At 44.3% G+C, this 25,962-nt stretch carries 33 protein-coding genes, 1 tRNA gene and 1 pseudogene; 9 read left to right on the top strand and 26 right to left on the bottom strand.

Features of this window, described 5'->3' with window-relative positions:
• Window positions 1-152: 152 nt before the first annotated feature.
• From ACFQNG_RS12160 to ACFQNG_RS12100, 13 genes are all read right to left on the bottom strand, one after another.
• Window positions 153-776 (bottom strand): ThuA domain-containing protein, encoded by a 624-nt coding sequence (locus ACFQNG_RS12160; protein ID WP_379865341.1) that lies wholly within the window; start codon window positions 774-776, stop codon window positions 153-155.
• 161 nt (window positions 777-937) lie between these two features.
• The gene (locus tag ACFQNG_RS12155) at window positions 938-1,084 is read right to left on the bottom strand and encodes a hypothetical protein (protein WP_379865339.1); all 147 of its coding nucleotides are present in this window, start codon (window positions 1,082-1,084) and stop codon (window positions 938-940) included.
• Window positions 1,085-1,330: 246 nt separating this feature from the next.
• Window positions 1,331-1,597 carry a hypothetical protein gene (locus ACFQNG_RS12150; protein ID WP_379865343.1) on the bottom strand — a complete coding sequence of 89 codons (267 nt, stop codon included), beginning with the start codon at window positions 1,595-1,597 and terminating at the stop codon, window positions 1,331-1,333.
• Window positions 1,497-1,892, bottom strand: a complete 396-nt coding sequence (locus tag ACFQNG_RS12145) for a glycosyltransferase 87 family protein (RefSeq protein ID WP_379865337.1) — start codon at window positions 1,890-1,892, stop codon at window positions 1,497-1,499. Before ACFQNG_RS12145 ends, ACFQNG_RS12150 begins: the two co-directional genes overlap by 101 nt.
• Window positions 1,893-2,272: 380 nt before the next feature.
• Window positions 2,273-2,521, bottom strand: coding sequence for a hypothetical protein (locus tag ACFQNG_RS12140; RefSeq protein ID WP_379865335.1), 249 nt, complete (start codon window positions 2,519-2,521; stop codon window positions 2,273-2,275).
• A 587-nt stretch (window positions 2,522-3,108) separates the two neighbouring features.
• Window positions 3,109-4,116, bottom strand: coding sequence for a UDP-glucose 4-epimerase GalE (gene galE, locus ACFQNG_RS12135; protein ID WP_379865334.1), 1,008 nt, complete (start codon window positions 4,114-4,116; stop codon window positions 3,109-3,111).
• Window positions 4,113-5,003: a UTP--glucose-1-phosphate uridylyltransferase GalU gene (gene galU, locus ACFQNG_RS12130; RefSeq protein ID WP_379865332.1), complete on the bottom strand. Its 891-nt coding sequence runs from the start codon at window positions 5,001-5,003 to the stop codon at window positions 4,113-4,115. Before galU ends, galE begins: the two co-directional genes overlap by 4 nt.
• A complete protein-coding gene (locus ACFQNG_RS12125) occupies window positions 5,000-5,416 on the bottom strand; it encodes a GtrA family protein (RefSeq protein WP_379865331.1) in 417 nt (138 codons plus the stop codon). Before ACFQNG_RS12125 ends, galU begins: the two co-directional genes overlap by 4 nt.
• Window positions 5,403-6,371 carry a glycosyltransferase family 2 protein gene (locus ACFQNG_RS12120; protein ID WP_379865329.1) on the bottom strand — a complete coding sequence of 323 codons (969 nt, stop codon included), beginning with the start codon at window positions 6,369-6,371 and terminating at the stop codon, window positions 5,403-5,405. Before ACFQNG_RS12120 ends, ACFQNG_RS12125 begins: the two co-directional genes overlap by 14 nt.
• Window positions 6,372-6,382: 11 nt before the next feature.
• Window positions 6,383-8,575 carry an ArnT family glycosyltransferase gene (locus ACFQNG_RS12115; protein ID WP_379865328.1) on the bottom strand — a complete coding sequence of 731 codons (2,193 nt, stop codon included), beginning with the start codon at window positions 8,573-8,575 and terminating at the stop codon, window positions 6,383-6,385.
• A 211-nt stretch (window positions 8,576-8,786) separates the two neighbouring features.
• Complete coding sequence (locus tag ACFQNG_RS12110; protein ID WP_379865326.1) at window positions 8,787-9,305, bottom strand: PepSY-associated TM helix domain-containing protein; 519 nt, start codon at window positions 9,303-9,305, stop codon at window positions 8,787-8,789.
• Between the two features lie 356 nt (window positions 9,306-9,661).
• Window positions 9,662-11,116, bottom strand: coding sequence for a sensor histidine kinase (locus ACFQNG_RS12105; RefSeq protein WP_379865324.1), 1,455 nt, complete (start codon window positions 11,114-11,116; stop codon window positions 9,662-9,664).
• Complete coding sequence (locus tag ACFQNG_RS12100; protein ID WP_379865323.1) at window positions 11,113-11,796, bottom strand: response regulator transcription factor; 684 nt, start codon at window positions 11,794-11,796, stop codon at window positions 11,113-11,115. Before ACFQNG_RS12100 ends, ACFQNG_RS12105 begins: the two co-directional genes overlap by 4 nt.
• Before the next feature lie 301 nt (window positions 11,797-12,097).
• Between ACFQNG_RS12100 and ACFQNG_RS12095 the strand changes: the two genes are divergently transcribed.
• Entirely contained in the window at window positions 12,098-13,030 is a 933-nt protein-coding gene (locus ACFQNG_RS12095) for a cation diffusion facilitator family transporter (protein WP_379865322.1), read from the top strand.
• Between the two features lie 183 nt (window positions 13,031-13,213).
• Here ACFQNG_RS12095 and ACFQNG_RS12090 read toward each other — a convergent pair whose 3' ends face one another.
• The 3 genes from ACFQNG_RS12090 to ACFQNG_RS12080 form a co-directional block, all read right to left on the bottom strand.
• A complete protein-coding gene (locus ACFQNG_RS12090) occupies window positions 13,214-13,831 on the bottom strand; it encodes a hypothetical protein (RefSeq protein ID WP_379865320.1) in 618 nt (205 codons plus the stop codon).
• A 323-nt stretch (window positions 13,832-14,154) separates the two neighbouring features.
• Complete coding sequence (locus ACFQNG_RS12085; RefSeq protein ID WP_379865319.1) at window positions 14,155-14,394, bottom strand: sigma-70 family RNA polymerase sigma factor; 240 nt, start codon at window positions 14,392-14,394, stop codon at window positions 14,155-14,157.
• Between the two features lie 202 nt (window positions 14,395-14,596).
• Window positions 14,597-14,740, bottom strand: a complete 144-nt coding sequence (locus tag ACFQNG_RS12080; protein WP_379865317.1) for a phage holin family protein — start codon at window positions 14,738-14,740, stop codon at window positions 14,597-14,599.
• A 136-nt stretch (window positions 14,741-14,876) separates the two neighbouring features.
• Here ACFQNG_RS12080 and ACFQNG_RS12075 point away from each other — a divergent pair, with 136 nt between their 5' ends.
• Window positions 14,877-15,410: a hypothetical protein gene (locus tag ACFQNG_RS12075; RefSeq protein WP_379865315.1), complete on the top strand. Its 534-nt coding sequence runs from the start codon at window positions 14,877-14,879 to the stop codon at window positions 15,408-15,410.
• Between the two features lie 20 nt (window positions 15,411-15,430).
• On the top strand, window positions 15,431-15,670 hold the full coding sequence (locus ACFQNG_RS12070; protein ID WP_379865314.1) for a hypothetical protein: 240 nt from the start codon (window positions 15,431-15,433) through the stop codon (window positions 15,668-15,670).
• Between the two features lie 268 nt (window positions 15,671-15,938).
• On the opposite strand, the gene ACFQNG_RS12065 is transcribed toward ACFQNG_RS12070, so the two are convergent.
• Window positions 15,939-16,331 carry a hypothetical protein gene (locus ACFQNG_RS12065; RefSeq protein WP_379865312.1) on the bottom strand — a complete coding sequence of 131 codons (393 nt, stop codon included), beginning with the start codon at window positions 16,329-16,331 and terminating at the stop codon, window positions 15,939-15,941.
• A 106-nt stretch (window positions 16,332-16,437) separates the two neighbouring features.
• Between ACFQNG_RS12065 and ACFQNG_RS12060 the strand changes: the two genes are divergently transcribed.
• Window positions 16,438-16,617: a hypothetical protein gene (locus ACFQNG_RS12060; protein WP_379865311.1), complete on the top strand. Its 180-nt coding sequence runs from the start codon at window positions 16,438-16,440 to the stop codon at window positions 16,615-16,617.
• Window positions 16,618-16,968: 351 nt separating this feature from the next.
• Here ACFQNG_RS12060 and ACFQNG_RS12055 read toward each other — a convergent pair whose 3' ends face one another.
• From ACFQNG_RS12055 to ACFQNG_RS12030, 6 genes are all read right to left on the bottom strand, one after another.
• On the bottom strand, window positions 16,969-17,358 hold the full coding sequence (locus tag ACFQNG_RS12055; RefSeq protein ID WP_379865309.1) for a RidA family protein: 390 nt from the start codon (window positions 17,356-17,358) through the stop codon (window positions 16,969-16,971).
• Window positions 17,359-17,574: 216 nt separating this feature from the next.
• Window positions 17,575-18,456 (bottom strand): IS3 family transposase, encoded by an 882-nt coding sequence (locus ACFQNG_RS12050; RefSeq protein WP_379865307.1) that lies wholly within the window; start codon window positions 18,454-18,456, stop codon window positions 17,575-17,577.
• Entirely contained in the window at window positions 18,453-18,749 is a 297-nt protein-coding gene (locus ACFQNG_RS12045) for a transposase (RefSeq protein ID WP_379865305.1), read from the bottom strand. The genes ACFQNG_RS12050 and ACFQNG_RS12045 overlap by 4 nt, the downstream gene beginning before the upstream one ends.
• Complete coding sequence (locus ACFQNG_RS12040) at window positions 18,718-19,101, bottom strand: class I SAM-dependent methyltransferase (RefSeq protein ID WP_379865304.1); 384 nt, start codon at window positions 19,099-19,101, stop codon at window positions 18,718-18,720. The genes ACFQNG_RS12045 and ACFQNG_RS12040 overlap by 32 nt, the downstream gene beginning before the upstream one ends.
• A gap of 330 nt (window positions 19,102-19,431) precedes the next feature.
• The gene (locus ACFQNG_RS12035; RefSeq protein ID WP_379865303.1) at window positions 19,432-19,818 is read right to left on the bottom strand and encodes a (2Fe-2S) ferredoxin domain-containing protein; all 387 of its coding nucleotides are present in this window, start codon (window positions 19,816-19,818) and stop codon (window positions 19,432-19,434) included.
• 108 nt (window positions 19,819-19,926) lie between these two features.
• Window positions 19,927-20,835: a F510_1955 family glycosylhydrolase gene (locus ACFQNG_RS12030; protein WP_379865302.1), complete on the bottom strand. Its 909-nt coding sequence runs from the start codon at window positions 20,833-20,835 to the stop codon at window positions 19,927-19,929.
• A 246-nt stretch (window positions 20,836-21,081) separates the two neighbouring features.
• Here ACFQNG_RS12030 and ACFQNG_RS12025 point away from each other — a divergent pair.
• The 4 genes and pseudogenes from ACFQNG_RS12025 (at window position 21,082) to ACFQNG_RS12010 (ending at window position 24,301) form a co-directional block, all read left to right on the top strand.
• Window positions 21,082-21,795 (top strand): annotated as a pseudogene (locus tag ACFQNG_RS12025) (cytochrome c biogenesis CcdA family protein).
• A 15-nt stretch (window positions 21,796-21,810) separates the two neighbouring features.
• Window positions 21,811-22,545: an urease accessory protein UreH domain-containing protein gene (locus ACFQNG_RS12020; protein WP_379865301.1), complete on the top strand. Its 735-nt coding sequence runs from the start codon at window positions 21,811-21,813 to the stop codon at window positions 22,543-22,545.
• Between the two features lie 263 nt (window positions 22,546-22,808).
• Window positions 22,809-23,111 carry a TlpA family protein disulfide reductase gene (locus ACFQNG_RS12015; RefSeq protein WP_379865300.1) on the top strand — a complete coding sequence of 101 codons (303 nt, stop codon included), beginning with the start codon at window positions 22,809-22,811 and terminating at the stop codon, window positions 23,109-23,111.
• A 545-nt stretch (window positions 23,112-23,656) separates the two neighbouring features.
• Window positions 23,657-24,301, top strand: a complete 645-nt coding sequence (locus ACFQNG_RS12010; RefSeq protein WP_379865299.1) for a TVP38/TMEM64 family protein — start codon at window positions 23,657-23,659, stop codon at window positions 24,299-24,301.
• 173 nt (window positions 24,302-24,474) lie between these two features.
• On the opposite strand, the gene ACFQNG_RS12005 is transcribed toward ACFQNG_RS12010, so the two are convergent.
• Window positions 24,475-24,568 (bottom strand) — tRNA-Ser (locus ACFQNG_RS12005).
• Window positions 24,569-24,717: 149 nt separating this feature from the next.
• Complete coding sequence (locus ACFQNG_RS12000; RefSeq protein ID WP_379865298.1) at window positions 24,718-24,885, bottom strand: hypothetical protein; 168 nt, start codon at window positions 24,883-24,885, stop codon at window positions 24,718-24,720.
• Window positions 24,886-25,051: 166 nt separating this feature from the next.
• Between ACFQNG_RS12000 and ACFQNG_RS11995 the strand changes: the two genes are divergently transcribed.
• Window positions 25,052-25,261 (top strand): hypothetical protein, encoded by a 210-nt coding sequence (locus tag ACFQNG_RS11995; RefSeq protein WP_379865297.1) that lies wholly within the window; start codon window positions 25,052-25,054, stop codon window positions 25,259-25,261.
• A gap of 74 nt (window positions 25,262-25,335) precedes the next feature.
• On the opposite strand, the gene resA is transcribed toward ACFQNG_RS11995, so the two are convergent.
• Complete coding sequence (resA, locus tag ACFQNG_RS11990) at window positions 25,336-25,863, bottom strand: thiol-disulfide oxidoreductase ResA (RefSeq protein ID WP_379865296.1); 528 nt, start codon at window positions 25,861-25,863, stop codon at window positions 25,336-25,338.
• Between the last annotated feature and the right edge of the window lie 99 nt (window positions 25,864-25,962).

The following is a 25,962-nucleotide window of genomic DNA, read 5'->3' as shown; positions in this document are numbered from 1 at the left end:
CAGTGTAACAAAAAAAGTGCCCGAAGGCACTTTTACAAATCATGTTTTGCTTTTGCATCAGTCTCATATGTGGGACTCTCTTTTCTATATTTCCTATCGAATGAATAATTCGATATTTTTAATATCTCATTTTATATTTTTGAGGAATAACGTTACCTAGCCGCCCAAATCATGCCCCGCGCCATGATCGTCCGCACCACCGGCAAATTCACAATATCCACATCATGCCCCAGCGAACAGTAAAACACTTTCCCCTCGCCGTACTTCTTCGTCCACACGACCGGCATAACCACGTCACCGAACCGCGTTGTCGCCAAGACCTGAATGGCTGGGTCCACATGCATGTAATATTGTTCGGAAGTGATAGTGAAATCCCCAATCCCCTGCATGATGGGGTGATCACGGTTCTCGATGATGACCGGATAAGTCACGCCGTCATTGCCCGGATGCGCGACAAATTGGCCCCCCACCATAAATTGGTACTCCCTGTCATTGCGGAAAGCGTCGCCCATGCCGCCATGAAGCCCGGCCACGCCCACCCCGCTTCGGACCGCTTCCAAAAGATGGCCCATCCACTCCGGCTTCATCGTGCCCATGGACCAGTTGGGAATGATCAAGTCAAGCTGTCGCACTTTCTCCTGATCCGCTAATACCTCCTGCTCCGTCGCATGTTCCACTGCAAACCCTTCCTTACGGAGCAACTCCGCCAGAATCTCCCCCACCTCAACCGGCTGATGCCCTTCCCAACCACCGCTTAAAATCAGTGCCTTTTCCATCAAGATCCTCTCCTTGTCTCTCTGTTTCTTCATCTCCATCCTACACCTATCATGAGTGAGCATGACACTCCAAATCATTGAAAAATGACAATTGCATAAAAAATCAATGAGATTGTGCTTAAACTACTGAAGAATGGCTAAGGCGGAAACAATGAGGACATCTAAATGGATTGGTTCCATGCCCATTTGCTTTTCGGGGATGTCCATGTTTTGTTTCTCACAGCGATGTCCCATGCCACTTTGACAAGGTAAATGAAGAAGACGACATTCAAAAGCGAAGTCACGATCAGCGCAACATTGTAAGGCATACCCGACGAGCCGCCGAACAACCCATATAAAACAGCATGGTTGTTGACAAAAATGGTCGCGCTGAATCCGGCGGATAACCAAAGCAGTCTTTTGTCCCTGAGATGGACAAAAGCTAACAGAGACAAGGCAGCGGCGGGGAACAGGTACCTTTCGTGCATGCTGGTGGAAAATGTGAATACACCGGCAATCTGAAGAAGCGCCGCAACAGCGGCAAATTTTGCGCTGCGCCCTTTGATATAGATGAACTACGCATAGGCCGTAATCATCACGATGAAAATCATGCCCCAGGTATGATAACTGAATACAAACAGCGTAGCCGAATCCGCCGCATAGTTTGCCCCGAGAAGACTGTAGAAGTTGAATGCATTCACGGAGGCATAGGGATATTCTCCGATCGTGCCGGAAAAGAGCTTAAACGTCCACAGCGGCTCCTGGCCAAACGAAAACGGAAGTACGATGACCAGCGCAGTGCCCAAACCAGTAACGGCCGTTGCCAAAAAAGTGTTTGACACTTTTCAACCTCACGAGTTCGAAGAAAAGCACGGGAAGAAAAATGATTCCTTGCGGCTTCATGAGCACAGCGGCGGCAAAAAGCCCGGCGGACAAGCTCACCTTTTTCTCCGATATCATGAAGACGGCCAAAACAACAAGTAACGTAAAGAATGAATCCACCTGCCCCCAGAAAGTGGAATTTATAAAAATGGCCGGATTGAAGATATAAAATGCCGCTGCCAAAAGACTGATTTTTGAAGGGAGAACCTTGTCGGCCAACCAGTAAATCAGGTACGCGGTGGCAATGTCGGCCAAGATGGACGGCAGTTTTACAGATTTTTGCTGACTGAAAGCCCACGGTTTCAATCGTGGGATGAAAGTCGGCGTTGCTCGGTAATCCCTTTATGGGATTGCTAAGAGAAACAATTTTCAGTACAATCAAACACATGAGCGGTGCTCATCTCACTGGTAGTGGGTTTTGTTCCCTCTGTACGTCATGATATGGGGTTCCAGTGGCGAACCAATCTCTCCCACTGGGTAAAATCATGAGAGTGGGTGAAACGGAGCTAGAACGCTGGTAACAGGCGTTCCGCCCATGTGGGTACATGCAACATGAGTTGTAGAACTGCATGGGACGGGCTGATGAGACAGCCCTGAAATTGGGAGTTGTCCAAAGCAGAAATGGATTGAGGACATTAACTACCCAAGAATCCCACGGCTTCAGCCGTGTGGAGTCTCAAAAGCAGGGTAAAATAAGGACTCATGGCGGGAACGGACGCGATTTTGCCTACCAAATACAAAATGTAGATGTAAAAAGGAGGGTAATCGCTGGAACCGTTGATATAAAATCCGCTGAGATCTTTGGCCGCGGAAGTTGCCCAGTTTTTGAAGAAATTCATGTCACCTGGATGCCCGTCGATCCACGGAGCGACAGCGATTCTCAAGAAAAGCCCCACCCCCAATAAGGTCCATAATGCAATCTTTTTATTGCCATTCTGGATTTTTATGGTTTTGCGAGCATACAGGTAGTAAGCGGCAGCAAATAATCCAAAAAAGAGTACACTGTATAAGGTAAGGAACGTTGCGTCATAGGTTCTGAATTGGCGGTGCCCCTGAACATATACCCATTCGGTGAAGGCGCATTTCCACTTGACGAAGGCACCTTCCCGTTTGGTGGAGACATGTTTCCGCCAGGAGGAGCCTTCTCCTGAGGGGAATCTGGGGAAAACGCCTTGCCGGGAGAAAGTTGATTTCTCTCATTGGAGAAATTGTTTCTTTCCCGGAAACCTTGCTGCGGCATATGATTTGGCATAGATGCAGAATCGCCATCAACATTCCATATGGAATAAAAACTTAATAAGATGGATGTGACAAGGACCAAACACAAACCTATCTTAAGCTTATTATCGAATATCGACATTTTCATGCCCCTCTCAATCTATTCCCATGACCCATTTTCCGCATAAACGGCAGAAGGGGATAAAACCCCTTCTGCCGTTTTATCGATAAGCTGTGACGATCCGTCACCCATTCAAGTGAAATCAACCGTTTTTCCATAGCCATTTGGATGGGCTTTATGCCACTCCCAAGCACTTTGGATAATGGTTCGCAAATCGCTGTATCTCGGTTTCCATCCCAAATGTTCTTGAAGGCTTTGGCTGTCGGCCACAAGCACTGGTGGATCTCCTGCTCTCCGTTGATCCACCTTTCTGGTTATCTTTCTTTGCGTTATCCGTTCAGATGTGTCAATGATGTCTTTGACGGAGTGGCCGAAACCCGTCCCCACATTATAAACGTTTTGCTTGGGATGGCCTTCATAGAGAGCGCGGAGAGCCAGCACATGGGCTTGGGCCAAATCTAAGACATGGATGTAATCCCGAATGCAAGTCCCATCGTGAGTGGGGTAGTCGTCACCATAAATGGAGACACATTCCCGCTTGCCCAAGGCCGCCTGCAACACAAGGGGAAGGAGATGGCTTTCCGGTTCGTGATCCTCTCCGATTCGTCCATCAAGGGAGGCGCCGGCCGCATTGAAATAGCGCAGGGCGATCCATTTCACATCATGGACCTTCCCCATCCACTGCAAAACCTTTTCGATCATTAACTTGGATTCCCCGTAAGGATTGACCGGTTGCAAAACATCCGTCTCTTTGATCGGCTGGTGATGAGCCGATCCATACACCGCCGCGGTTGACGAAAAAACGATGCGACGGATTCCCTCGCCAATCACATTTTCGAAAAATGAACAGGATTTCATTGCATTTTCCCTGAAATAAAGCTCCGGTTTTTGGACGGATTCGGACACCAAACTTTTGGCCGCGAAATGGATCACCGCATCGATATGATGCTTGTGGATAATCTCCCTCACCAATCCATCATCCGCAATGTCTCCTTTATAAAAATAGGGCGTTTGGACAGCCTCTCGGTGCCCAGTGGATAAATTGTCCAACACGACCACATTGATGTTTTGCTTTCTTAGCTCCAGCACGGTATGACTGCCAATATAACCGGCTCCCCCCGTCACCAATACGGACTTCATAGTAAAACCCCTCTCTCCCTTTCTCTTTTCAACACATGCTCCAAGTATGACAAAAGCGGCCCTCTCATTTCTTCACGTTGCAATCCCATTTCTGTGCTGGCTTTCAAATAGCCCAATTTGTCTCCGATGTCATAGCGGTTCCCTTCCAACTCCAGGGCATGGATCGGTTGCTTCTGACAGATTTCCCGCAAGGCGTCGGTTAATTGGATTTCATTCCCGGCCCCTCTGCCGATCGTCTGCAAAATCGGAAAGATGGAAGGCCTTAAAATGTATCGCCCCATGATCGCGATTTGGGATGGCGCTTCTTCAAGGGACGGTTTTTCTATCAAATCGTGAACCTCATAGAGATTTCCTTGTTGCTTGCGGAAATCAATGATGCCATATTTGCTCACTTCCGCCGGTTTAACGGTTTGCACCCCGACCACTTCCGTGCGATGTTCTTCAAACACATCGATCAGTTGCCGCAATGCCGGTTTCTCCGACACCATGATATCGTCGCCCAAGAGGACGGCAAAAGGCTCATCTCCGATAAATTGTTGGGCGCATAAAATGGCATGGCCCAATCCCAACGGTTCTTTTTGTCTGATATAGTGAATCTTGGCGATATTGGCGATCTCCCTCAACTCTTTCAGAATATCCGATTTTCCTTTCTCCAGCAGTGTCTGTTCCAACTCGACGGATCGATCAAAATGATCTTCAATGGACCGTTTGTTTCGCCCAGTCACGATAATGATGCTTTCAATGCCGGATTGAACGGCTTCTTCCACAATATATTGAATGGCTGGCTTATCGACGATCGGCAACATTTCTTTCGGCTGCGCTTTCGTGGCGGGAAGGAATCGGGTGCCCAATCCCGCCGCCGGGATAACCGCCTTTTTGATTTTCATGAAAGTTCACTCCTCGTATTTTGATCCTCGATGAATACCCAGAGGCGGCTTCCCATAAAGTTCACAACCATGCCGCCCCCTGTGGCCGCAAGCTTGCTGAGCCAAAGATCGAGATGGCTCATGTCGCGCAAGATGAAAAGCAGGCCAGATGATATCAGCAAAGAAACCCCGTTCACCAAGATAAACTTGGCAACCTCCAAGGCATTGGCTTTGCGCGCGACCCGGAACGTCCATTTTCGATTTAGCCAGTAACTGTTCGCGACACCAGCCGAATAGGAAAGCACCTGGGCAAACAGAGCCGGTGCCCCGCCTAAAGTCAGAAGATAGAAGGTGGCAAAATCCACTGCCGTATTCCCCGAACCTACTGCGCAAAATCGCAGGAACTGAACGGTTCTGGGTTTATTGTTGAACACTCAAGTTCACCTCTTCAGGGTTTGCCCTTTCACTGTTCCGCAGAATATAGAGCGGTCGGTTCTTCGTCTCATCGTAAATTCTGCCGACATATTCCCCGAGAATCCCCAAGATGATGAGGATCACGCCGTTCAAGAGCAACACGCAGGCAATGAGCGACGCCCATCCGGCCACGGTGCTGGTGGTGAACAATTTTTGCCCCAACGAGATGACCAGATAGGCAAAACTGGCAAACGAAATCGCAAAACCGAGATAGGTGGCCAATTTCAACGGTTTATAGGAGAAAGAGGTGATCCCGTCCATTGAGAAGCGCAGCATTTTCTTCAGCGGGTATTTGGTTTCGCCCGCAAATCGTTCTTCCCGAACAAACTCGATCGCGGTTTGACGAAAGCCCACCCAGCTGACCAGCCCGCGGACAAAGCGGTTTTTCTCCCGGATGCTGCGCATGGCATCGACAACTTTCCGGTCCATCAGGCGGAAGTCGCCGGTGTCAAGCGGAATGTCCACTTCCGTCAACGCGTTAAGCGTGCGGTAGAACATGGAAGCGGTCCATTTTTTGAACAGCGTCTCCCCTTTCCGTTTGGCGCGCTTGGCATAGACGACTTCATAGCCTTCCTCCCATTTCTCGATCATTTGCGGGATCAGCTCGGGCGGGTCTTGCAAATCGGCGTCGATAATCACAATGGCGTCCCCACGGGCATAATCCATGCCCGCGGTGATCGCTATTTGATGCCCGAAGTTGCGCGATAAATCCAACAACTTCACGCACCCGTCCGATTCGGCGAACGTTTCGACCAATTCCGCCGTCCGATCCCGGCTACCATCGTTGACGAACAACAATTCATATGGTTCGCCGATGCCCTTCATGACCTCTGTCAGCCGACGATAAGTTTCATGCACAACCGCTTCTTCGTTATAAACCGGAATGATAATCGAATATCGAATGGATTGATCCATTGTCTCCCCTCCTAATTTTGTTTCTTGATTTTGTACAGTGCCATCTCGCCGTCCCTGCCCATGGGACCGCCTTGGTCACTTTGGGAAGAGCTTGATTTCCACTCCGCCTCTGGAACCTCCGTGCTGTTCTTGCGGATCCAATCCATCACTTCACTGTTGCCTCCCCTGCCTTCAAAACCACCGGAACCGGAAGGGATCAAGAAATATTTCACTTCTTTGTTTTTCACTATTTCTTTTATTTTCTCAACCGTAAGAATTTGATCCGAAGCCCATCCATTCATCGCCATGACGGCTTTCCCCGTCTTAATGATATACGGGGCGGCCGAACTGGCATTGGTGGTCGCAAACAGGTACTTTTCACCCGTATTGTGTTTGGTTACATATTCAAGCAATTTCGTATTGACACGGGAGTTGGGTCCGCCCCCCATTCCCTGTCTCGGGCCGGCCCCTTGTTGATCAGGCGACTCAGACTGGGTACCGGAGTTGGCGCCATCCCCCATCCCCTCTTTTTGGCCATATCCTTGTTGATCAGGCGATTGGGTATTGGCGCCAAAGTTGGGTCCGCCCCCCATCCCCGGTCCTGCGCCGAATCCTTGTTGACTTGGTCCAGCCTGTGGCAACATGCTGTTGCCGCCATAAAGAAGCGGAGTAGCCGCCCAGTACAATGGCGCCACCAGCATGACCAACATCCCGGCCATTGCGGTCAATGCGGCGATCGAAGATAGCTTCGGTTTGTTTGCGGCAAGGAACAAGGCAAGCGCCAACCCAAGGCCTGCCGCCCCGATGCCGATCGACCAACCGACGCCGATTTGCTCTTGGAAGGGTTGCAGCACGATCAGTTCAAAAGCGGTAGTGGCCAAAATACCCGATGGCAACAGCCACATCTTCCAGCCTTCTTTGTTCCGATATTGGTTCCAAAGCTCCACCCAGCCTGCTCCTGCGAGTGCCGCAATCGCGGGAGCGAGCATAATCAGATAATAGTGATGGAAGAAGCCGGCAATGCTGAAAAACACCATCATTGGGAACAACCAGGCCAGCCAAAACAAGGTTTCCTTTTGTTTGGCCGTGAGCGGCTCTCTGCGGCGAATGCCGACCAGCAAACCGACGCTGGCGAACGCTACAAAGGGCAACAGCCAGCTGGTTTGTCCTGAAAGCTCGGTTTGAAAGAGACGAAGCGGACCTGGCTGACCGGTGCCGAACATGCCGCCGCCCCCTTGGCCTTGTCTTCCATGCCCGTTCGGACCAAAGCCTCCCGGCATGTTGTTTCCGTTCTGTTGCATTTGCTGCCGGTTGGCAGTGTTGTTTCCATCCTGTTGTGTTTGTTGCCTGTTGACAGTGTTGTTTCCATGCTGCTGCATGGGTGGCATGTTTGGCATTTCACCGCCTCTGGCGCCTCCACCCATGCCCCCCCGATTCATTCCGGTGAGGCGGGAAACCCCGTTGTAGCCAAAGGCGAGCTCCAATACGGAATTGGTTTGGCTGCTTCCGATGTAGGGCCGCTTGGACGCTGGAATGGAATCGACGGCGAGCGCCCAAGAAACGGACACGCCGGCCATGACCACAGTTGCCGCCGCCAGGATGGCCCATTTCTTTTTCCACCCGCTCTTGAAAGCGAGAAGGGTAAACAAAATGAAAGCCGGCACGACCATGTAAGCTTGAAGCATCTTCATGTTGAAGCCGACACCGATCACGGCGAAAGCGCCCAAAACCCAAGCCGGCTTCTCCTTGCGAATTCCTTTGAACAACATCCAGGTTGCGACAAGGAGCGTAAAGACCAACATGCTGTCAATGTTATTGGTTCGGCTCACGGCAACGGCGATCGGTGTGCATGCCATGACCAAGCTGGCCAATCGGGCCGCCGTTCCGCCAAAGCTTGGCTTGACCAGATGATAGATCAGCAAAACCGAGCCGACACCGGCCAATGCCTGCGGAAGAATGACGCTCCATCCGTGCACCCCGAAAACATAGGCGAAGAGGGTCTGAATCCAAAACACAACCGGCGGTTTATCCACCGTCACGAATCCGGCCGGATCAAACGAAGCGTAGAAGAAATTGTGAAAGCTCTGCAACATGCTGGTTACAGCGGCAGTGTAATAGGCATTGCCGTTTTCATCATTCCATATATTGAAAATGTTCAAAAAAGCGGATAGTAAAGCAATCCCTATCAGGAGCCAATCGATCTGTTGGCCCTGTTTCGTTTTCATCGTCATGTTATTCCCCTTTCATTCCCCTTCTTTCGTTGTCCTTGCAAGCGTCCCCCGTGATGCGGGCGCCTTTTACACTTGCAATGATACGCCCTTTCGCTGAATTGTGGCTGAAGGGGAACTGAACATTGATTGAGTAAAGGCTGAATCTATGCTGAAAAAAGCATGGCATATGGGTTCACGGTATATGTAAGCTTAAAATGGATTGATCTTACTCCGTTATCATTTCCTCTTTTTGTCTCTTGTTTCGTTTTGCTTGAGCTTTTAGAATTTTTATCGATAATGTGATCCCTGTGACTGTGAGGATGATTAAACTTACAGCTGCTATATCTACAACCATACGTAAATCCAATCCTCCAATATGGCCTTCATGTAAGCCTTTAATAAATCCTAGAAAGTTGTTTTTTTGCATTCTTTCTTGTGGAAAACCACCACCAAATTCATTACCGGATTGGGGATTTCCTTGATTTGGGTTTTGATTTTGGGAGTTTTGGTTATTGCTAGTTGCGTTATCTTCATTTTCTGAATCTCTGTTTATCTCATTATTGACATTTTGACTTTCGTCGTTCATATTTCTCCGATTAGGCATCATTTGGCCTGTCATTTTCCCTCTGGATTGTTCACCAATTAACCAAGGCTCAGAAATGATTAACCCCGTAATAGCCTGAATTAAAATTAGAACAGAGCTGATTAACCCAATCCATAAGTGCAATTGTCGTGCTTTTTTCATTGTTCATTTCTCCTCATGTTTAAAAATCATAGTAGGCAATATCTATCAGAACCCTATCGAAACGTTGACTCCGTCTTTTCTCACTGTCGCATTTCCCCCTTCATTCTTCATGTTTCATTCTCGTTATGATCCTCCCATATAGGCGCCTTTTTACACTTGCAATCATAGCCTCTTTAGCTGAATTGTCGCTTAAAGGAAACTGAGCATTGATTGAGTAATGGCTGAATATATGCTGAAAAAGCAGTAGTGTGTGGAAATTCACGATATCAAGAGAAGGACGGGGTACAACAAAAACGGCATTCATGCAGCAGAAACCGCCGCATGAATGCCGTCATTCGGGCCGTCATGATGATATATCAGATCGGAAGCCACACAACAAAGGTGCATCCGGCTCCCTCTTTACTGGTGACGCCAATGGTTCCCCCATGCGCTTCCACAATGGATTTGGTGATCGACAAACCCAAACCGGCTCCGCCATATTTGCGCGTCCGGGAGGAATCGCTGCGGTAAAACCGATCAAAGACGTGGGGAAGATGCGCTTCACTGATCCCCGGTCCATTATCTTTAACGGACAATTCCACACCGTTGTCCTTTGCGGCCAATGAAATCTGGATATCCCCCTCATCAGGATCCGTATGCTGGACCGCATTATGAAACAGGTTCAATATCACTTGTTTTATTTTATCCGTATCATACTTACATTTCATGTTTGGTTCGATCGACAAGCTCAGCCGTCTGTTTCCGGCCAAAATGCGAAGCTGCGGCTCCATCTCCCGGATAACGGCATCCAACGAGCCTTCCGCGAGTTCCATGTGGGGTGTGCGGTCCAGTTTGGCCAAAAGCAGAAGATCATGCACCAATTTGTTGAGGCGTTCCGATTCGCCATGCATGCTTTTTAACGCTTTATGGAGTTGATCCGGATGATTGGCCGCGCCGCGGAGCAGCACCTCCAAAAATCCATGAATCGAGGTTAACGGCGTGCGAAGCTCATGAGAAGCGTCCGCGATGAACCGCCGCATCTGTTCCTTGGTTTCCTTTTCCGCCTCAAAGGAGGCTTCCAGACGATCCAGCATTCCGTTAAAGGATTCCGCCAAACGGTCGATTTCCATCTGGCCTTGCCGGGTGGGGAACCGTCTCGCCAAATTGCCCGCATCGATCTGTTCCGCGGTCATCACCATGTTGAACAAGGGCACCAACAATTTTTTGAGCACCGGCAAAAAGACAAGCGATCCCACCAGCATGGCGATGAGGGCAATGGCCAGAAATGTGAGCAATTGCCGGAAAAGCAACTCCTTGAGCGGGCTTGTCAACGTGCCCGCTTGAACGACGCCAATCACCTCTCGCGGGCCTAAAGAAACCGGTTGCAAAACCACCAATTGTTCCTCTCCCCCAGCGTCTTCGATCACTTTGTAGTTCGGCCCCGGTTTTTTCTTCAATGCGTCCATATACGCTTGCGCATCCAATTTCGGAGGGTTGACGCCGCCGGCCCCATTCGACAATGCGAAATAATTTCCCTCCACATCGATAAAGGCCAAGTTTGCCTCAGGCCTGAAAAAAAACGGGTGGTGCAAAATGTCAGGTTCCGAAGTTGCGTTCAGTTTCCGCCAAGCGTTGGGCGGAATCGACATGATCTGGCTCTGTATGCTGGTGGCCTTATTCCTGTAAATCACCCCCTGCATAAAAACATATTGAAACAGGCCAATCAGCACCAGCAAAACGGCCAGGATGAGCAGGCATCGGGATAACAGCTGAATCCGGAGCGAGTTGGGGGCGAAAAAGGACGCGAATCGAGTTCCTTCCTTATGGGTCATGGCAGATCAACCCGGTATCCCGATCCCCGCAAGGTTCGGATCAATTGGTGGTTTTTGTCGTTCAATTTCCCCCGCAGCGAGCGGATGTACACCTCAACGATATTTTCATCTCCTCCGAAATCGTAGCCCCATACTTTATCCAAAATCATCGTCTTGCTTAAGACCAACCCATGATTGAGAACCAAAAATTTGAGCAGTTCATACTCCGTTGGAGACAGTTCCAGCACCCGGTCTTCGAACCTGATTTCTTTGCGGCGGTCATCAATGTGAAACGGACCGATCACGACTTCCCCAAACAAGTTGGGGAATTGGTTTCGGATTCTGGCGTAGATCCTGGCCAACAATTCCTCAAAACTGAACGGTTTCACCATGTAATCATCAGCCCCCAGCGTGAGGCCTTTCACACGGTCATCCACTTCATCCCTGGCCGTCAGCATGATCACCGCCACATTTTTCATTTTTTTGAGCATCCGGCACACTTCGAAGCCGTCTATTCCCGGCATCATGACATCCAGGATCACGACATGCGGATGGAATTGCTTCATCAGGGTCATGGCTGACATGCCGTCCTGGGCGGTCTTCACTTCAAATCCTTCATTTTGCAGACCCAACTCCAAAAATTGCAAGATATTGGGTTCATCATCCACTACCAATATTTTGACTCCCTTTAATTGTTGCATTGGTGACCTACCACCTTCATCGTTCACATGATATACCTATTATCCAACTGATAACTGAAAACGCACTGAATGGAAACTGAAAGTTTGTTGAATATTATTCTTTCCCATTTGAAACCTTCGATTTTGGCGTACGATGTATTTTCCTCCCCCCACTCTTCCGCTGTCTCCAATTACAGGTTGGGATGCCGACACCATTTAAAACAAAACTTTGTCAACCGTTCGCTTGATGTAAATGAAACGGAAGTATATAATTAAAATAATTATTAAGTAGTATTCATTATAAATAAGGGGTGGAATAAATATGAAAACCTATGATTATCACCACCTTAATCATGTCAAAGAACAGCAATCATCCAAGATGACCTTATGGATCACCCTGTTGCTGACGTTATTTTTCACTATGGTGGAGGTTGCGGGTGGACTGTTGTCCCATTCCCTCGCTCTCTTGTCCGATTCTGCGCACATGATTTCGGATGTTCTCGCTTTGGGATTGAGTTTGGCCGCCATTTACTTGGCTACAAGGAATCCCGACCGGAAGTACACTTTCGGCTTCCTCCGTTTTGAGATTATCGCCTCTTTCCTGAATGGGCTGGCGCTCGCGGTCATTGCGATTGGCATATTCATCGAGGGCATACACCGAATGATCCAGCCGCAAGAAATCAACATGCGACTGATGTTGATGATCGCCGTCGTGGGCTTGCTTGTGAACGCGGTTCTGACCCTTGTCCTGAGTCGGAGCTCTAAGAAAGAAGGGAATTTGAACATCAAAAGCGCGCTCTGGCACTTTTTCGGGGACTTGCTCAGCTCTGTCGGGATTATCGTTTCTTCCGTTCTCATCTCCATTACGGGCCATTCCTTTTTTGATCCGTTGATCAGCATGCTCATCGGCGGCATCATCTTTTATGGGGGTGCCAAGATTATTCGTGAATCCTATCTGATTTTAATGGAATCTGTGCCGGACCAGTTTGATCTTGATGCGATCCGCGGGGATATCGGGGCGGTGGAAGGAGTGGAGGATGTCCATGAGATGCATTTATGGGCTGTTTCCACTGACCACTACTCGTTAACGGCGCATGTGTTCATTCATGATGATGTTGAACCCCTTTATGTCATCCGGACCATCAATCAGGTCCTCAAAGAAAAATACGGCATCGAACATTCGACCATTCAAGCGGAACATCCCGCCATCCATGATCATGGCGATTACGGAAGACGATTCTTGGCCACAAACTGACTGGGGATGATCGTTGCAAGAAAAAAAGCCGGTGCTCCAATAAGGGTTTGGGAACACCGGCTTTTTTCCGTTTATTCTCTTTCATATCGGCGACGGCTTGCCCGATTACTTCCCGTCCAAGCCAATACAAACTGACTTCTATGAATATTGTTCCAACGGAAACAAGAACGAGAGTAAAAACGACTACTTGGTATGGAAAAGTCCCATCAGACAGTATCCATTTGCGCCCCCAAAAAAACGGGAAAATACAAGAACGAGCGTTCGAATGAGAAAATACGTTTCCGCAAAATCAGATCCTTTTTCTTCCAAATGCAAAGGCAGGTGCCGGTCCGAAAAGTCGCAGGGATCATTGTCGCCAAGGACCATATCCAAGTTGGACAACAGAAGTTCCAACAGCCAATTGACATTTTCCCTTAGATCAAAAACATCACCCATACAACTAATCCCAGAAAAATGAAGGCTAACCTTTCTCATCATAAACTCTTCTTTAGAGAGTTCCCCACTAAATTTCTTTGCGAAAAATTCAACCGCTAAAGGCGGATAACCAAGAACATTCCCCAAAATGATTTGATACTCTTTACTCTTCACTTCCAGACCAACAACTGATTCCTCAAAGTTTCGCATCATATCTTCTGTCTTAAAAAACATAGCGAAACCATCAGAAAGGGAAAAATGTGGGAACCGTTCTAACTCTCTAAGCTGTTTAGGATCGATTTTAGCTACATTCTCCAATACTGCGGGTTTAGTTCCCACAAGAAAAGATTGGGCAGAAGAAATAGGTGAGATTGATGTTTGGATCATTGAAACATCCCTTTCATATTCGGTTTCTTCATATTATGGCATACCCAAACCACATATATTCTTACTTTTCTTTCATTTCGCTGTAATCTTCACCACCACACTCTGGACAATAAATAAAACCGTCATCCCGCTTAAGAAAATGTCTTTTTATTTTCTTCTGCAATTTTATTTGTTGTTATTTAATTGTTGTTCTTTATTTTCATAATTCAGTGCCTTTTGATGCGCAGAAGCGGTGATTTACTGTCTCGGATCTGTTTTTCCACTACCATGCGGATCGTAAGAATCATTTCACAGGGATTCCAAAGCAATCGTTCCCCTGTCTATCACTCTCTTCTCTTCCCAGCCCGGTAATACTCATGCAACAACTTAATCAACGCCCTTTTTTCGATGCGTGACACATACGATCTCGATATCCCCAACTCTTTGGCAATTTCCCTTTGCGTTTTCTCTTCTTCGCCCTTCAATCCAAATCGGCAACAGATCACCTCTTTCTCCCGTTCATCCAAGATATGGATGTGGTCATAAATGTTATCTCGTTCAATTTTCAACTCCACTGCGTCCACCACTTCATCCTTGTCTGATCCGAGAATATCTACTAACGTAATTTCATTTACCTCAAGAGGTTATCTGTTATTATAAAGAGCCCTTTCTCCTCCTTCCGCAGATTTTTCCTCAATGATTACGACATGAAAAGAGTACGATGACCAACAGAATCACCATCTTCTTGGCAATGCCTCTTGCGCCCGTTTTGGAAGAAAGTGTCCCTTACATCGCGGACGCTACCCAGCCTGTGGCAAAGTCAATCGCCATTAAAACACAAAGCGCCGTCAGGAGTTCACTCCACCCTCCATAAAGGAGTGTGATAAGTGAACTACCCGCGGCGGCAATCACTTTCATCCAGTTATTCATTTATTCAGTCCCCAGTAGATTGATTATTCTAGATTACAATATTGTGAAATTTAATTTGTGCATAACTTCCTTAAAACTTTTGCAAACATTAACTCGCATAATTTATTTCTAATCCTTGTGGAAAGAGGTAATTTGAATGAAGAAATTTAAATTTGGTTTATTAGCTTTACTGCTAAGTTTCTCTATTGTTTTATCAAATGTTCCAGGAGTTTTTGCTGATCTTGTCGACCAAACAATCTATGCTGATCATGAAACTTTTGTAGAGCCTATCGGTGATGTCTCAGAAAGTGCATCTGATGAGGTTGTGAGTTTAACTGAAGAAGAACTTAAACAACTACCTAAAGATTCAAGATCAGGTATCCCTCTTATATTGTTAATGAAACAAGAATATGAGAAGGCTAAGAAAAAAGGTGCTAAAACAAAAAATCACTCACATACCGGAGAATCAAACAATTTGCCGATTAAAGGAATGAAACCTTACTCTAGCAGAGACTTAATCCGAAAAGGAACCAGTCAGGTTATTCAAAGAAGATACTATGACGAAGATGGTAACGCAGATTTAGATATCGATTATACTAATCATGGAAATCCCAAACAACATCCAAAAGTACCACATCGCCATGATTGGACATGGAAAAATGGAAAACCCTCTCGTGGACCATGGTACTGATCAAAGTTGGAGTGAATCATGTGGAACTAACTTATGAACAACTGATTGACTACTTAAATATGGGTAGAGAAGTTGAGTTTACTTACAAGGGTGAACAATACTCAATTACCGTTACACCAGATGGTTTTTCGTTTTGTAAGTCTAACAGTGATCAGCCGGAAAATTTCCAAACACTATCGAACCTGTTAGATCAAATAAGAATAGCCGATCAACGTTTAGAGCAAATATGGTCTGACGTTCAAGTGGATTTTGTGTATTAATTATCGAGCCTAGCTTATATAAGCTAGGCTTTAGTCATTGTGTACGATCCCTTCTTTATTGCCCTGGCATGTGCATATAATGGGGTTAATCCGAGATAAGTCGGAAAGCGGCACGATAGATTACAAATAGTGTAACCTTGCGCTCGTAGAGCATGGAGACGACTTTGTATGCCATTTTCCCGGTGGACGAGTCTTAACGAGCAACAAAAAACCCTAAACGAGCATATGGAACTCGTTTAGGGTGGATAAATGATTTCGTAGAAGGCTTCTAAGATCTATGTCCTGTAATTTTCAGTTCAAAGTCTTTGGCGATTACTTGATATATATAATCATAGGTTGAGAGGATATAGTGTTTATATCCCTTACCTTCCAATCGAAGCTCCTTAATCAGTTCCGAATTCTTCACTTCATCAAAACTAGAGATCACCTTCCACTTACAAATCTCAAGCTCTCGGCAATCATAAGCCTGAACTTGATGAAAAGTAAGCTCATAAGAATACCATCGATATCCTAAAGTGTTATTTGTGCAAAGATTGCCGTTTATATCCCCCACAAAAGTCAATTGATTCGGAGAGAATGTTTGTTTTACATCATCTAAATAAATGCCATTTCGCCCATCAATTTCACCTAACTCCGTTTGTATTGGTTCATTTTGGAACATATCATTACCTCCTTACCTGTAAACTCTTGCCCCCATCTTTAGTCGAAAAGCGTCTCAATGTATCTCAATGTAGCAAATTCCTCTATTTCTGAAGGTGTAGCCCAACGTGAATTTACTCTCACTCTTGCCATTTTTGCAGCATACAGTCGTCTGTTATCTAACAGACATAGGTCAAAAGCCGATCTACCACAACAAACTTTGCGATTGGGTCTTGTCCAAAGATGCGAAAACGGGCAAAATGGTTTGCAAACGAATGTACAAGCGATACGTCAAAGAGATTTTATGAGATCAAGATCGGTAAAGAGAGTTATTTATTACTGTTGTTATCTCTTTGGTATTGATCAGTGAACATACATTATCACTATACATATTATTTATTTACTTCAACACCATAGGCTCTGCATTCTTACCAGTATCCGATTCAAATAGTTTCCCACAGGGTCAGGTGTTTCTGGAAAGTGTACAACCAAGTAGTCATCTTGTAATCAATCATTCATGATACAATATATTTCCCCGTTTGTAGACGATTTGGTTGATGTTCAGATTTATCATTGTATGAAAGCGGAGACTTGGAGTCGTGATGCTGGGAGCGACACATTGGCGAACAATCGGTCACGCTGGAATTGAGATCAACCAATCACCATCGCGCCGCCCACGCTTCCACTTCCACCTTAAGCGCGGGTTGAGCCAATGAGGTAACATAGGCCATGGTCGTCGCCGGTGGTGTTCCGCCGTGAAATTGGCTCCAAACTTCAAGGAAGCGATCCCTTTCAACAGGTTCGGTCAACCAGATATTGATTTTGATGATTCCTTCCGCAGTTACGCCTTCACTGTTTAAAATGCGCAACACGTTGTTCAAGGCGTTGTGCATTTGCCCTTCCGCATCAGATGGCAAATTCCCCTCGGCGTCTGTCCCAACCTGGCCGGAAAGAACGAGCAAATCAGCTCCCCTCGGCACAATGGAGAGATGTGTATAAGGCCAGATGGGAGGTGCGACATCGCCGGGATTCTTGCGCGTCACTTTCATCGTGGTTCCTCCAATCATTCTACAAATTCTGAATTATGATCATGTAAGCATAATACTGAACTTGCACCCCGTCAATTCCCTGTGAATCGGGTAAACGGGATAGGGGTAGAGGGAGTGAAGCTCCAATTTGATGCCATCTGCCCAAGAAATGGGAAAAGCTACCCAAGATTAAATCTGGTCTTACCCATGTCAAGTAGACATAATGAAAAAAGCTACTCAAGAAACCTTAGTTCTGTATTGAACAGGACTAAGGTTATTTAGTTTTGCCTGAAAACGGTTGTTATTATAGAAATGGATATAGCGGTCGATGGCTTGTTTTACTTCATCAGCCGTTTTAAATGAGCGAAGGTACATTAATTCTGACTTAAGATGACTGAAAAAGCTTTCAATACATGCGTTATCTAAACAGTTGCCCTTTCTGGACATACTAGCCGTAATGTTATATTTCTTTAGTAAGTCGTGGTATCTTCGGGATGTGTACTGGTATCCTTGGTCACTATGCAAGAGAACTCCATTTATATCTCGTCTTTTTATGGCAGTTTTAACTGTATCCATTACGAGTTTCAAGTCATTTCGCGCACTGACTTTATAAGCTACAACCTCGTTGTTGAATAAGTCGCAAATAACAGATAAATACAACCGTTGATGATTGAACTGGAGATATGTAATATCTGTCGCCCATTTTTTATTAGGATTTGACGTTTGAAAATTTCGGTTTAAAAGATTGCTACCGATGACAACTGGATTCTTCCGACCAAAATATCTCTTTTTTCTTCTGATGTGTGCCTGGATGCCCATTTCTTTCATCAGTCGATAGACACGCTTATGATTAATATTGATCCCATAAGTTTGGCGAAGCCAAACTTTCATCCGTGGATATCCGTAAATTCCATGTAGTTTATGATGGCACTCCATTATTTTTCGTTGGATTTCTATATTTTCTTGTTGTTTTGGTGTCCAGTAATTTTTACGTTTTAGCCACTTGTAGTACCCACTTCGGGATACCCCTGCAATTTTACATAATAATGCCACAGAGTATTTATTAACTAGGCTTTCAATAACGGTATACTCTTGTACTTTGCTTTTTTTAGTTTTCACCCCCTTCGTAAAGCCAATAACTTTTTTAAGTATTCATTTTCTGCTTTCAATCTCACTAATTCTTCATTTAGCGATGGGTTTTTTCTTTGTCGTCCATTTCCTCTGGATCTGCCTCGTTTTTCTTCAAGTCCTTTTAGACCTTCTTTTTCATAGTGCTTCACCCATCTCTTAACCATCGTAAAATGAATGCCTAGTTCTGCAGCCACTCTCTTGTATCCCATATCTTCGTTGAAGTACATTTCAACGGCTGCTAATTTGAATTCAACAGAATATGTTTTCTTTGTTTTCCCCATAAAAATCCCCCCTAAGTAAACAGTACAGGATATAGCTTTCTTTTTCCTGTCCACTTAGAGGGGATAATATCAAATCAAGGGTATCCGTCCCAAAATACTTATCGGATAATTGCGCCAATGGTCCCTCCACTTCTTCAACCAAAAATATGCCTCTGGGCTTTAACACTCTCGCGACTTCAACCAGTGTGAGTCTCCATTCCGGTACATGAAGGAGTATTGCAAAGATAAACACCACATCGACATGTTCTGAAGGTAGATCAATATTCGTTACATCTCCAACAAAAAATTCAGCGTCTAATCCTCTTCGCTTAGCTAAATCAATCTGTTCAGGCATGAAATCGAAAGCGAGCAAACGAGAAGGTTTTCATTCATAATTAATTCGGTACCATAACCTGATCCGCAACCCGCATCCAAGACAATCCTGTTATTTATGTCTATTCCGTGCTTTTCAAGAAACCCTTTAAAGGTCCTAAATTCCAAGTGTTTTTGAACTAATCTTCTTAAAGGGTTATTCATTGCGATAAACTCAATTTAATATTTAGTCTCACCCTTAACCCCCTCCCCCTATACCCGTATAAAACATCGAAAAAATGATCTCACTAGATCTTATCTATTTGCCAAATCAATCTCATACTTTGGTAATGAATCCACAAAAATCTTAAGATTAAAGAGCTGATAAATCCTAGTTAGATTCGTTATTTTCATCAAAAGAATAGATCAACTTCTCCGTCCACACTTTCTTCTCTTTCACGCTTTGGACAAGGGATGAAGCGGATTCGGATTGAAGCCGACCATACCAATTCCCTTGTGGATATTGAATCACTATTGGGCCATTCTGACACTGTCCATTGCATTTGGAGATGGTTGTGTGTATGAATGGAACCAATTTTTCACCTTGAATTGCTCTTCGAATTGACTGAGTTAGTTCCATTGCTCCATTTTTTGTACAGGAAGCTCCCTGACAGAGAATGAGGTGCGACTGTACTTTAGATAAATCAACCATTTCGCATCCCCCTTTTAAATCAGGATATTGGATCAAAATCAAATTCAAGCCTTGCTTTATCTTCAATATACTATACCCCCTTATGGTATGTAAAGATATCTTTTGAACATTTTTGAATTAAAAAGAGAACGGCAACCTATTGCCCACGCAGTAAGTTGCCATTGTTTCAACTGTCTATTTGATTGATTGACCCTCTTTCACGATTTGGGTCCATTTATGCCCACCATCTGAACTCACATATATATGCTTCTTAAATGTTACAATGGCCATTTGTTTGGGATTGTTGGGTTGTTGTGCGATGAATTGGACAACATCATCTGATCCCTTAATTGGTAAGGAAAGTTCTTCTTTTTGCTTGGTTTTCATGTTGAAACGAACCAATACAGGATGATCTGTTACCCCACCAATCCATACTTGTTCAGGATCTTTTCGATCAAACAAAATGGATGTGATTTGCATTCCACCAAGAGCTTCGTTAAAACGATTTCCTCCATCCGTTGAGAGATATAACCCTAAATCAGTTCCCATGGCCAATGTTTTTGCTTCCGAAGCATGGGCTCCCATGCTGATCAGTTTATTTCCCACCACGCCTTGCATGGAAGCCGGTGTCCATGTTTTGCCACTATCCTTGGACATATACAAGCCCGTTCCCATTTTGGAATTGGGTTGTTCATTCAAAATGTAAATAGCCCCCGTTTTAAACCCTGCTGTCATATTGTGAAAATCCGATTCTCCTTCAAAACCAATCGTCTTCCACGTTTCCCCATTATCTACACTTTGGACGAGTCCGAGTGGATTTGTTTTATCAGAATCAGGCGCAGGATGGCCACTGCTGAAAATTCCTTTCTCAGTCAACGAAAACCCCATCAAATCTTGTGGTTCACCGATCGGTCCTGACCATTTCCCGTTTGCATACGCGTAGAGACCATCATGCGTTGCGGTCAGAAGTTGCTTTCCATCTGCTGTATAGGAAAACCCGTGAATATGCTCAGCCGAAAAAGTAGTCTCTTTCGTACCACTGCATGCGGACAGAAACAATAAACTAGAGATCAATAAAAATGCTGCCATTTTCAAACGAAACACATTTGACACTCCTCATTTTAGATAAGTATAACGGTTAAGCTTCTCTTCAATATTTACTTTCCTGTGATGTTTTGTTTTTACATACGATAATCGTAAACAATCTTTTTGATTTTAAGCGATAAATTTGATGAATATGTGAAGATCTCTCTCAAACACCGTATTTCAACCATTTCTCTGGTCATCTTCACTTTTTCTTTAAAAGTTTGTGTTACGTTTTTCAAACAACCTACACAAGGAATGATAATCATGGATGGAACAGATTTATCCATATGGTTGGCCTTCGGGGCAGGTTTCTTGTCTTTTATCTCCCCTTGTTGCTTGCCTTTGTATCCCTCTTTTCTCTCTTATATTACAGGGGTATCCGTTAAGGAACTTGAGGAACAGCAAGGGTTGATAAAAAAAACAGCCTTGTATCACACCCTTTTCTTTATCCTTGGTTTTTCCATCATATTTTTCGCCTTAGGGTTTTCCGCCAGTTTGATTGGCAATCTATTTTCCGCCAATAGGAAATTGATACAACGCATTGGCGGTGTGCTCGTCATCGCGATGGGTTTGGTTACGCTTGGTATTTTTACTCCCCAATGGATGATGAAAGAAAAAAGGATTCACTTGAAGAAAAAGCCGATCGGTTATGCCGGTTCTGTATTGGTGGGAATCACTTATGCCGCAGGATAGACTCCTTGCATCGGACCCATTTTCGCTTCCATCTTAACGGTAGCTGTATCGAACCCGGATCAAGCCTTTTGGTATTTGTTAGCTTATACCGTCGGATTTGCCATTCCTTTTTTTGTTATGGCCTTTTTTATAGGAAAAGTAAAAAATATATTAAAATACTCCAATCTCATGATGAAGATTGGAGGAGGCCTTATGATCGTGACGGGGGTTTTGTTGTACACCGATCAAATGACGAAATTAACAGCGATGCTGATCGACTTGTTTGGAGGATTCACAGGTTTTTGACGTTAGGAGGAAATCATGTATCAACTGTTCTCACAAATCAGCCAATGGCTTGGCCAACCCTTTTTCGACGCTGCTCAATCTACCAATGTCGCGTTTCTTTCCGTTCTTTTTTTGGGATTTGTCGGTTCCATTGCCCCCTGTCAACTTACGGGCAATATCGGGGCAATCACTTACTTCAGCAACCGCTATATGCAATTGAAGTTTTCCCGCGTCGAATTCATGTTGTTTTTTATGGGCAAAATTTTAGTTTTTTCTGTGTTCGGTTTTCTCTTTTGGGGATTTGGCAATACGATTTCAACTGAGTCCATTCCCATCTTTGTCATTACCCGTAAACTGGTGGGTCCCACTTTTATTCTGATGGGTCTTGTTCTATTGAAGCTGATCCGGTTTCCGAAATTTTTTTATCGGTTATCTTTCCATCCTCTTATTAAAAATGTGACTGGCAATAAAGGGGCTTTTCTGATGGGGATTCTTCTCTCGTTAGGATTCTGTCCGACCATGTTTACTCTATTTTTTGGCGGGGTCATGCCCATTGCCATCCAGTCATCATACGGATTCATCCTTCCATCCATCTTTGCCCTAGGAACAACCCTTCCTTTGCTGTTGATCGTAGGGCTCTCCAGTTGTTTCGACCTGGATCGTTCAATACTTAGAATAGCCAGGAAAACAAGTAACTGGATTCAAACATTGGGTGGAATGATATTTATACTTCTTGGCATTAGTGACACGATTACTTACTGGTCAATCTAACTTGGGAGATGGTTTTATGCGACGCAAAACCTTTCTTACTATCATCGTTTTACTATTGATTGCGTAGCCGGACCTAACGACTAAGGTGTACACTAGGGCTTTTTCAGTGCGAAGCCAGCTCCACAGACATCGCTATTTATCAAAATAAAGATCAGACTAGCTCTTTACAAACGATCCAGCGTTAAGAAGTTGCCGAAGTTGGCTTTAAAGCCCCTCGTTTTACTCTGACATCCCTGGATAAAAAATCTTTTTCGGGCTTCCTGGTGCGGACCCTGTCGACTGGAAGCACCAACTTTAAAAAAGCTCAACTAGGGGCAATAGAGGTTTATGGAGTGAATTTAACAGGCAGAGACTCTATAGCTAATGTAAAGCTCTATAAGGAAGAATTTAAATTGAACTTCCCCATCGTTTTAGACACTGATAACCAAGTCGCATCAACCTATAAAGCCTTTGCCATCCCAACAACTTACTTCATCGACAAAAACGGAATCATTGTGGATAAGGTGTCGGGAATTGTTGATCCAAAAACATTAGAAGAAAAGTTTGAAAATCTGCTTTCCAAGTAGGTAATAGATATGGCGGAAATAATAAATGTAGGTCCTTTTATGGTCAATGCAAAGATGGTTGTTTTGCTCGGAGCAATCCCAATCATTTTTTACTTTGTATCAATACGGCACTTCTTTTTTATCACCTTTTCTGGAATTATGGCAAATACACGACATTGCCATGGGAGATCTCCATTGAGAATCCCATTTATAAATATCATCCAGTGAACATATATTACGCGATCATTTCCATCATTTGCCTGATCCAGACTTGACTCCAGTCAACATACAAGTTGGGAAATGGGCAATTATTTGCCTTCTCACTATTATCTTGGGGAATTGGTTTGTTTATCATTTCATTTTTTGAATTCACAACCACGTTCTATTTAGGGTTTTCTCTTGAACAGATTATTGGTTTATTTATCATTTTGGTCAGTGTGATAAGTAATTGGGTATTTAGAAAAATTTCTGTTTCAACTTAAATTTCAGTGGACAAACAAGACAAATGCCTAATCACTGTTGGGGAGCATACAATATAACGAAATACATGCAGGGAGGAATATACGGTGCCTCACGATCAGTTTATGGAACCACCTAGAAGAGGACCCGTTCTGCAAGAATTGACAAGTTATTTGATGGAGGTCTTTATGGTAAAGTCACTGACACAATTTCTCTCTGAACTTGGTTTCTGGTCCATTCCCATTAGTCTGTTAATCAATGGAATCATTAATGTTATTGGTTTTATTCCTTCTGTCTTTATCACCACCATCAATGTATTTATTTGGGGTCCTTGGTTCGGAGGTTTTTTATCTTGGCTTGGGGAAGTAATTGGTTCCATCATCGCTTTCCTGTTTTATCGCAAAGGAATTCGGATAGCAAAGATCAAACGTCATGAAAGTTGGAAATGGATTCAATCATTAAACCAGTTGTCGCTTATCAGGCAATTACTCGCATTGATTCTTGCTAGGATCACTCCTTTTATACCTGCAGGGGCTGTCAATCTCGTCGGTGCGCTAACCGCAATACCCTTTTCTACTTTTCTTCTGTCCACCGCCATCGGAAAGATCCCGTCCATCGCCCTTGAAGTATGGATTGGTTATGGTCTTATACACATCAAGGAGAATGCTGTTAAATTAACACTTACGCTGCTTACAATTGGATTAGGATATCTGGTACTGAAAAAACGAAAAAAGGTTAATGAAACGAGTTGAGAATTTCAACTAATTGATGTTTCAATTTTTAGAGCGAATCATCTCGCTTAATATCTAAAATCCCATACATATAAAAAAAGACACTCTCCTTTTGGAAAGTGTGAAATATAGCCATGGGAAAAAGTTAAGGGATTTTCCTAGTGCTAAAAAGATTGAGATGAAGTTATAGGGTTTGGCGGAGGAGGTGGGATTCGAACCCACGCATAGCGATTATCGCCCTCTAACGGTCTAGCAAACCGTCCCCTTTAACCACTTGGGTACTCCTCCGCTTAGATGCTCTCATTCCTTGGCACATTTAAAATATTACAATGTGTAGAATTTATGTAGAAAATTTGATTATTTGCAGGATATTACTTGTCATATACAACTCATACTTTTGAGTAAACAAAACTAAAAGGCCTGAATTGGCCTTTTAGTTAGTGCTCCATATCCATATTTGAATCCATCTTTTTTTTTTTTTCTAATTCCATATGCTCCCCATGTTCACCACCCGTCATTGGCGCAATTTCCAGCATCTCGTCAATCATTCCTTGCACATCAAAGGGAATGGACTTTTCGCGACCAATGTTCATCAACATTTTCAACTTTTTTACCGAGCCATTAACAGATCAACAGTCAGTCTTGCAAATTTTTACACACTAAGATTCTCCATTAAATAAACACATATTTTTTATAAGGTAATAAAAGAGAAAAGCTTCTTTACAAAGAGATCGCAAAACAAATCCAATGTTAATGGAGGATTGTAACTCAATGTGGTGGAGGAAGAAACCAAAAGCAGGAGATCAAATACTCATTTGTAACGCAAGCCAATTAGAAGTGAACAGCGGTCACTATGATAATGGGGATATCTTTACAGTAAAACGAGCCTATAAAGGCTATGTCCATGTAGTGGAAATTGATCGCCCCATCGATATTAGCGAATTCAAGATTTTACGGAAAAATAAGAAGTCGGGAAAGTAAACCCGACTTTTTCCATTTATCATTTCCCTTATATAATAAGTACTACCTTCATGTCCTCCCTCTATTCATCAAGCTTATTTCAAAGCATCCAAGATTCCTTGCTCAATCTGCGAAGCATTCATTTGCCCCTGATATATTCCGGTGATCTTCCCATTTGCATCGATGAAAAAAGAGCTGGGAATGGGACCAACCTTGTACATTTTTGTGATTTCTTTTTGCGGATCAAGCCCAATCGGAAAGGTTAATCCCAGAGATCTTACAAATCCATTGATCGTTACCGGTTGCTCGGCAATATTAACAGCAAGGATCTCAACCTCGCGATTTTTAAACTTGTTATACGTCCCTTGCATGTCAGGCATTTCTGTGCGACATGGCTTGCACCACGTTGCCCAAAAATTGAGCAATACCACTTTCCCTCTATAATCACTCAGTTCCGCTTTCTTTCCTTCCAATGTTTGAAACTCAAAATTAGGCGCTTCTTCCCCCACTTCTAAATTGGCATCGTCAGGTTCCGACATTGATTGGAAGAGCGCATATCCCAGTAACCCTAACATTACTAAAAGCAAAACTCGTCGAATCCAATATCGTTGCTGATTATTCACGACTGACATCCTCTCCGAATTTTTTAGTCATAGACACTATACTTTAAGAATTTGATCATTTATTGAAGGATTCACCCATTTTCCCATGGTATTTTTTTG

The sequence above is a fragment of the Laceyella putida genome (assembly GCF_042665195.1).
Taxonomy (GTDB): Bacteria; Bacillota; Bacilli; order Thermoactinomycetales; family Thermoactinomycetaceae; genus Laceyella; species Laceyella putida.
Note: the sequence above shows the minus strand (reverse complement) of the source record. Positions and strands in the feature narration are given on the sequence as shown.

Bases quoted from the DNA above. Each gene is read 5' to 3' on its own strand.
- ACFQNG_RS12020 (WP_379865301.1), top strand. From the start codon at position 21,811: ATGTATCAACTGTTCTCACAAATCAGCCAATGGCTTGGCCAACCCTTT.
- ACFQNG_RS12115 (WP_379865328.1), bottom strand. From the start codon at position 8,575: ATGAAAACGAAACAGGGCCAACAGATCGATTGGCTCCTGATAGGGATT.
- ACFQNG_RS12080 (WP_379865317.1), bottom strand. From the start codon at position 14,740: ATGAATAACTGGATGAAAGTGATTGCCGCCGCGGGTAGTTCACTTATC.
- ACFQNG_RS12155 (WP_379865339.1), bottom strand. From the start codon at position 1,084: ATGCCTTACAATGTTGCGCTGATCGTGACTTCGCTTTTGAATGTCGTC.
- ACFQNG_RS12160 (WP_379865341.1), bottom strand. From the start codon at position 776: ATGGAAAAGGCACTGATTTTAAGCGGTGGTTGGGAAGGGCATCAGCCG.
- galU (WP_379865332.1), bottom strand. From the start codon at position 5,003: ATGAAAATCAAAAAGGCGGTTATCCCGGCGGCGGGATTGGGCACCCGA.
- ACFQNG_RS12045 (WP_379865305.1), bottom strand. From the start codon at position 18,749: ATGGGGAAAACAAAGAAAACATATTCTGTTGAATTCAAATTAGCAGCC.
- ACFQNG_RS12055 (WP_379865309.1), bottom strand. From the start codon at position 17,358: ATGAAAGTGACGCGCAAGAATCCCGGCGATGTCGCACCTCCCATCTGG.
- ACFQNG_RS11995 (WP_379865297.1), top strand. From the start codon at position 25,052: ATGTGGTGGAGGAAGAAACCAAAAGCAGGAGATCAAATACTCATTTGT.
- ACFQNG_RS12075 (WP_379865315.1), top strand. From the start codon at position 14,877: ATGAAGAAATTTAAATTTGGTTTATTAGCTTTACTGCTAAGTTTCTCT.
- ACFQNG_RS12105 (WP_379865324.1), bottom strand. From the start codon at position 11,116: ATGACCCATAAGGAAGGAACTCGATTCGCGTCCTTTTTCGCCCCCAAC.
- ACFQNG_RS12090 (WP_379865320.1), bottom strand. From the start codon at position 13,831: ATGATCCAAACATCAATCTCACCTATTTCTTCTGCCCAATCTTTTCTT.
- ACFQNG_RS12100 (WP_379865323.1), bottom strand. From the start codon at position 11,796: ATGCAACAATTAAAGGGAGTCAAAATATTGGTAGTGGATGATGAACCC.
- ACFQNG_RS12095 (WP_379865322.1), top strand. From the start codon at position 12,098: ATGAAAACCTATGATTATCACCACCTTAATCATGTCAAAGAACAGCAA.
- ACFQNG_RS12110 (WP_379865326.1), bottom strand. From the start codon at position 9,305: ATGAAAAAAGCACGACAATTGCACTTATGGATTGGGTTAATCAGCTCT.
- ACFQNG_RS12065 (WP_379865312.1), bottom strand. From the start codon at position 16,331: ATGTTCCAAAATGAACCAATACAAACGGAGTTAGGTGAAATTGATGGG.
- galE (WP_379865334.1), bottom strand. From the start codon at position 4,116: ATGAAGTCCGTATTGGTGACGGGGGGAGCCGGTTATATTGGCAGTCAT.
- ACFQNG_RS12120 (WP_379865329.1), bottom strand. From the start codon at position 6,371: ATGGATCAATCCATTCGATATTCGATTATCATTCCGGTTTATAACGAA.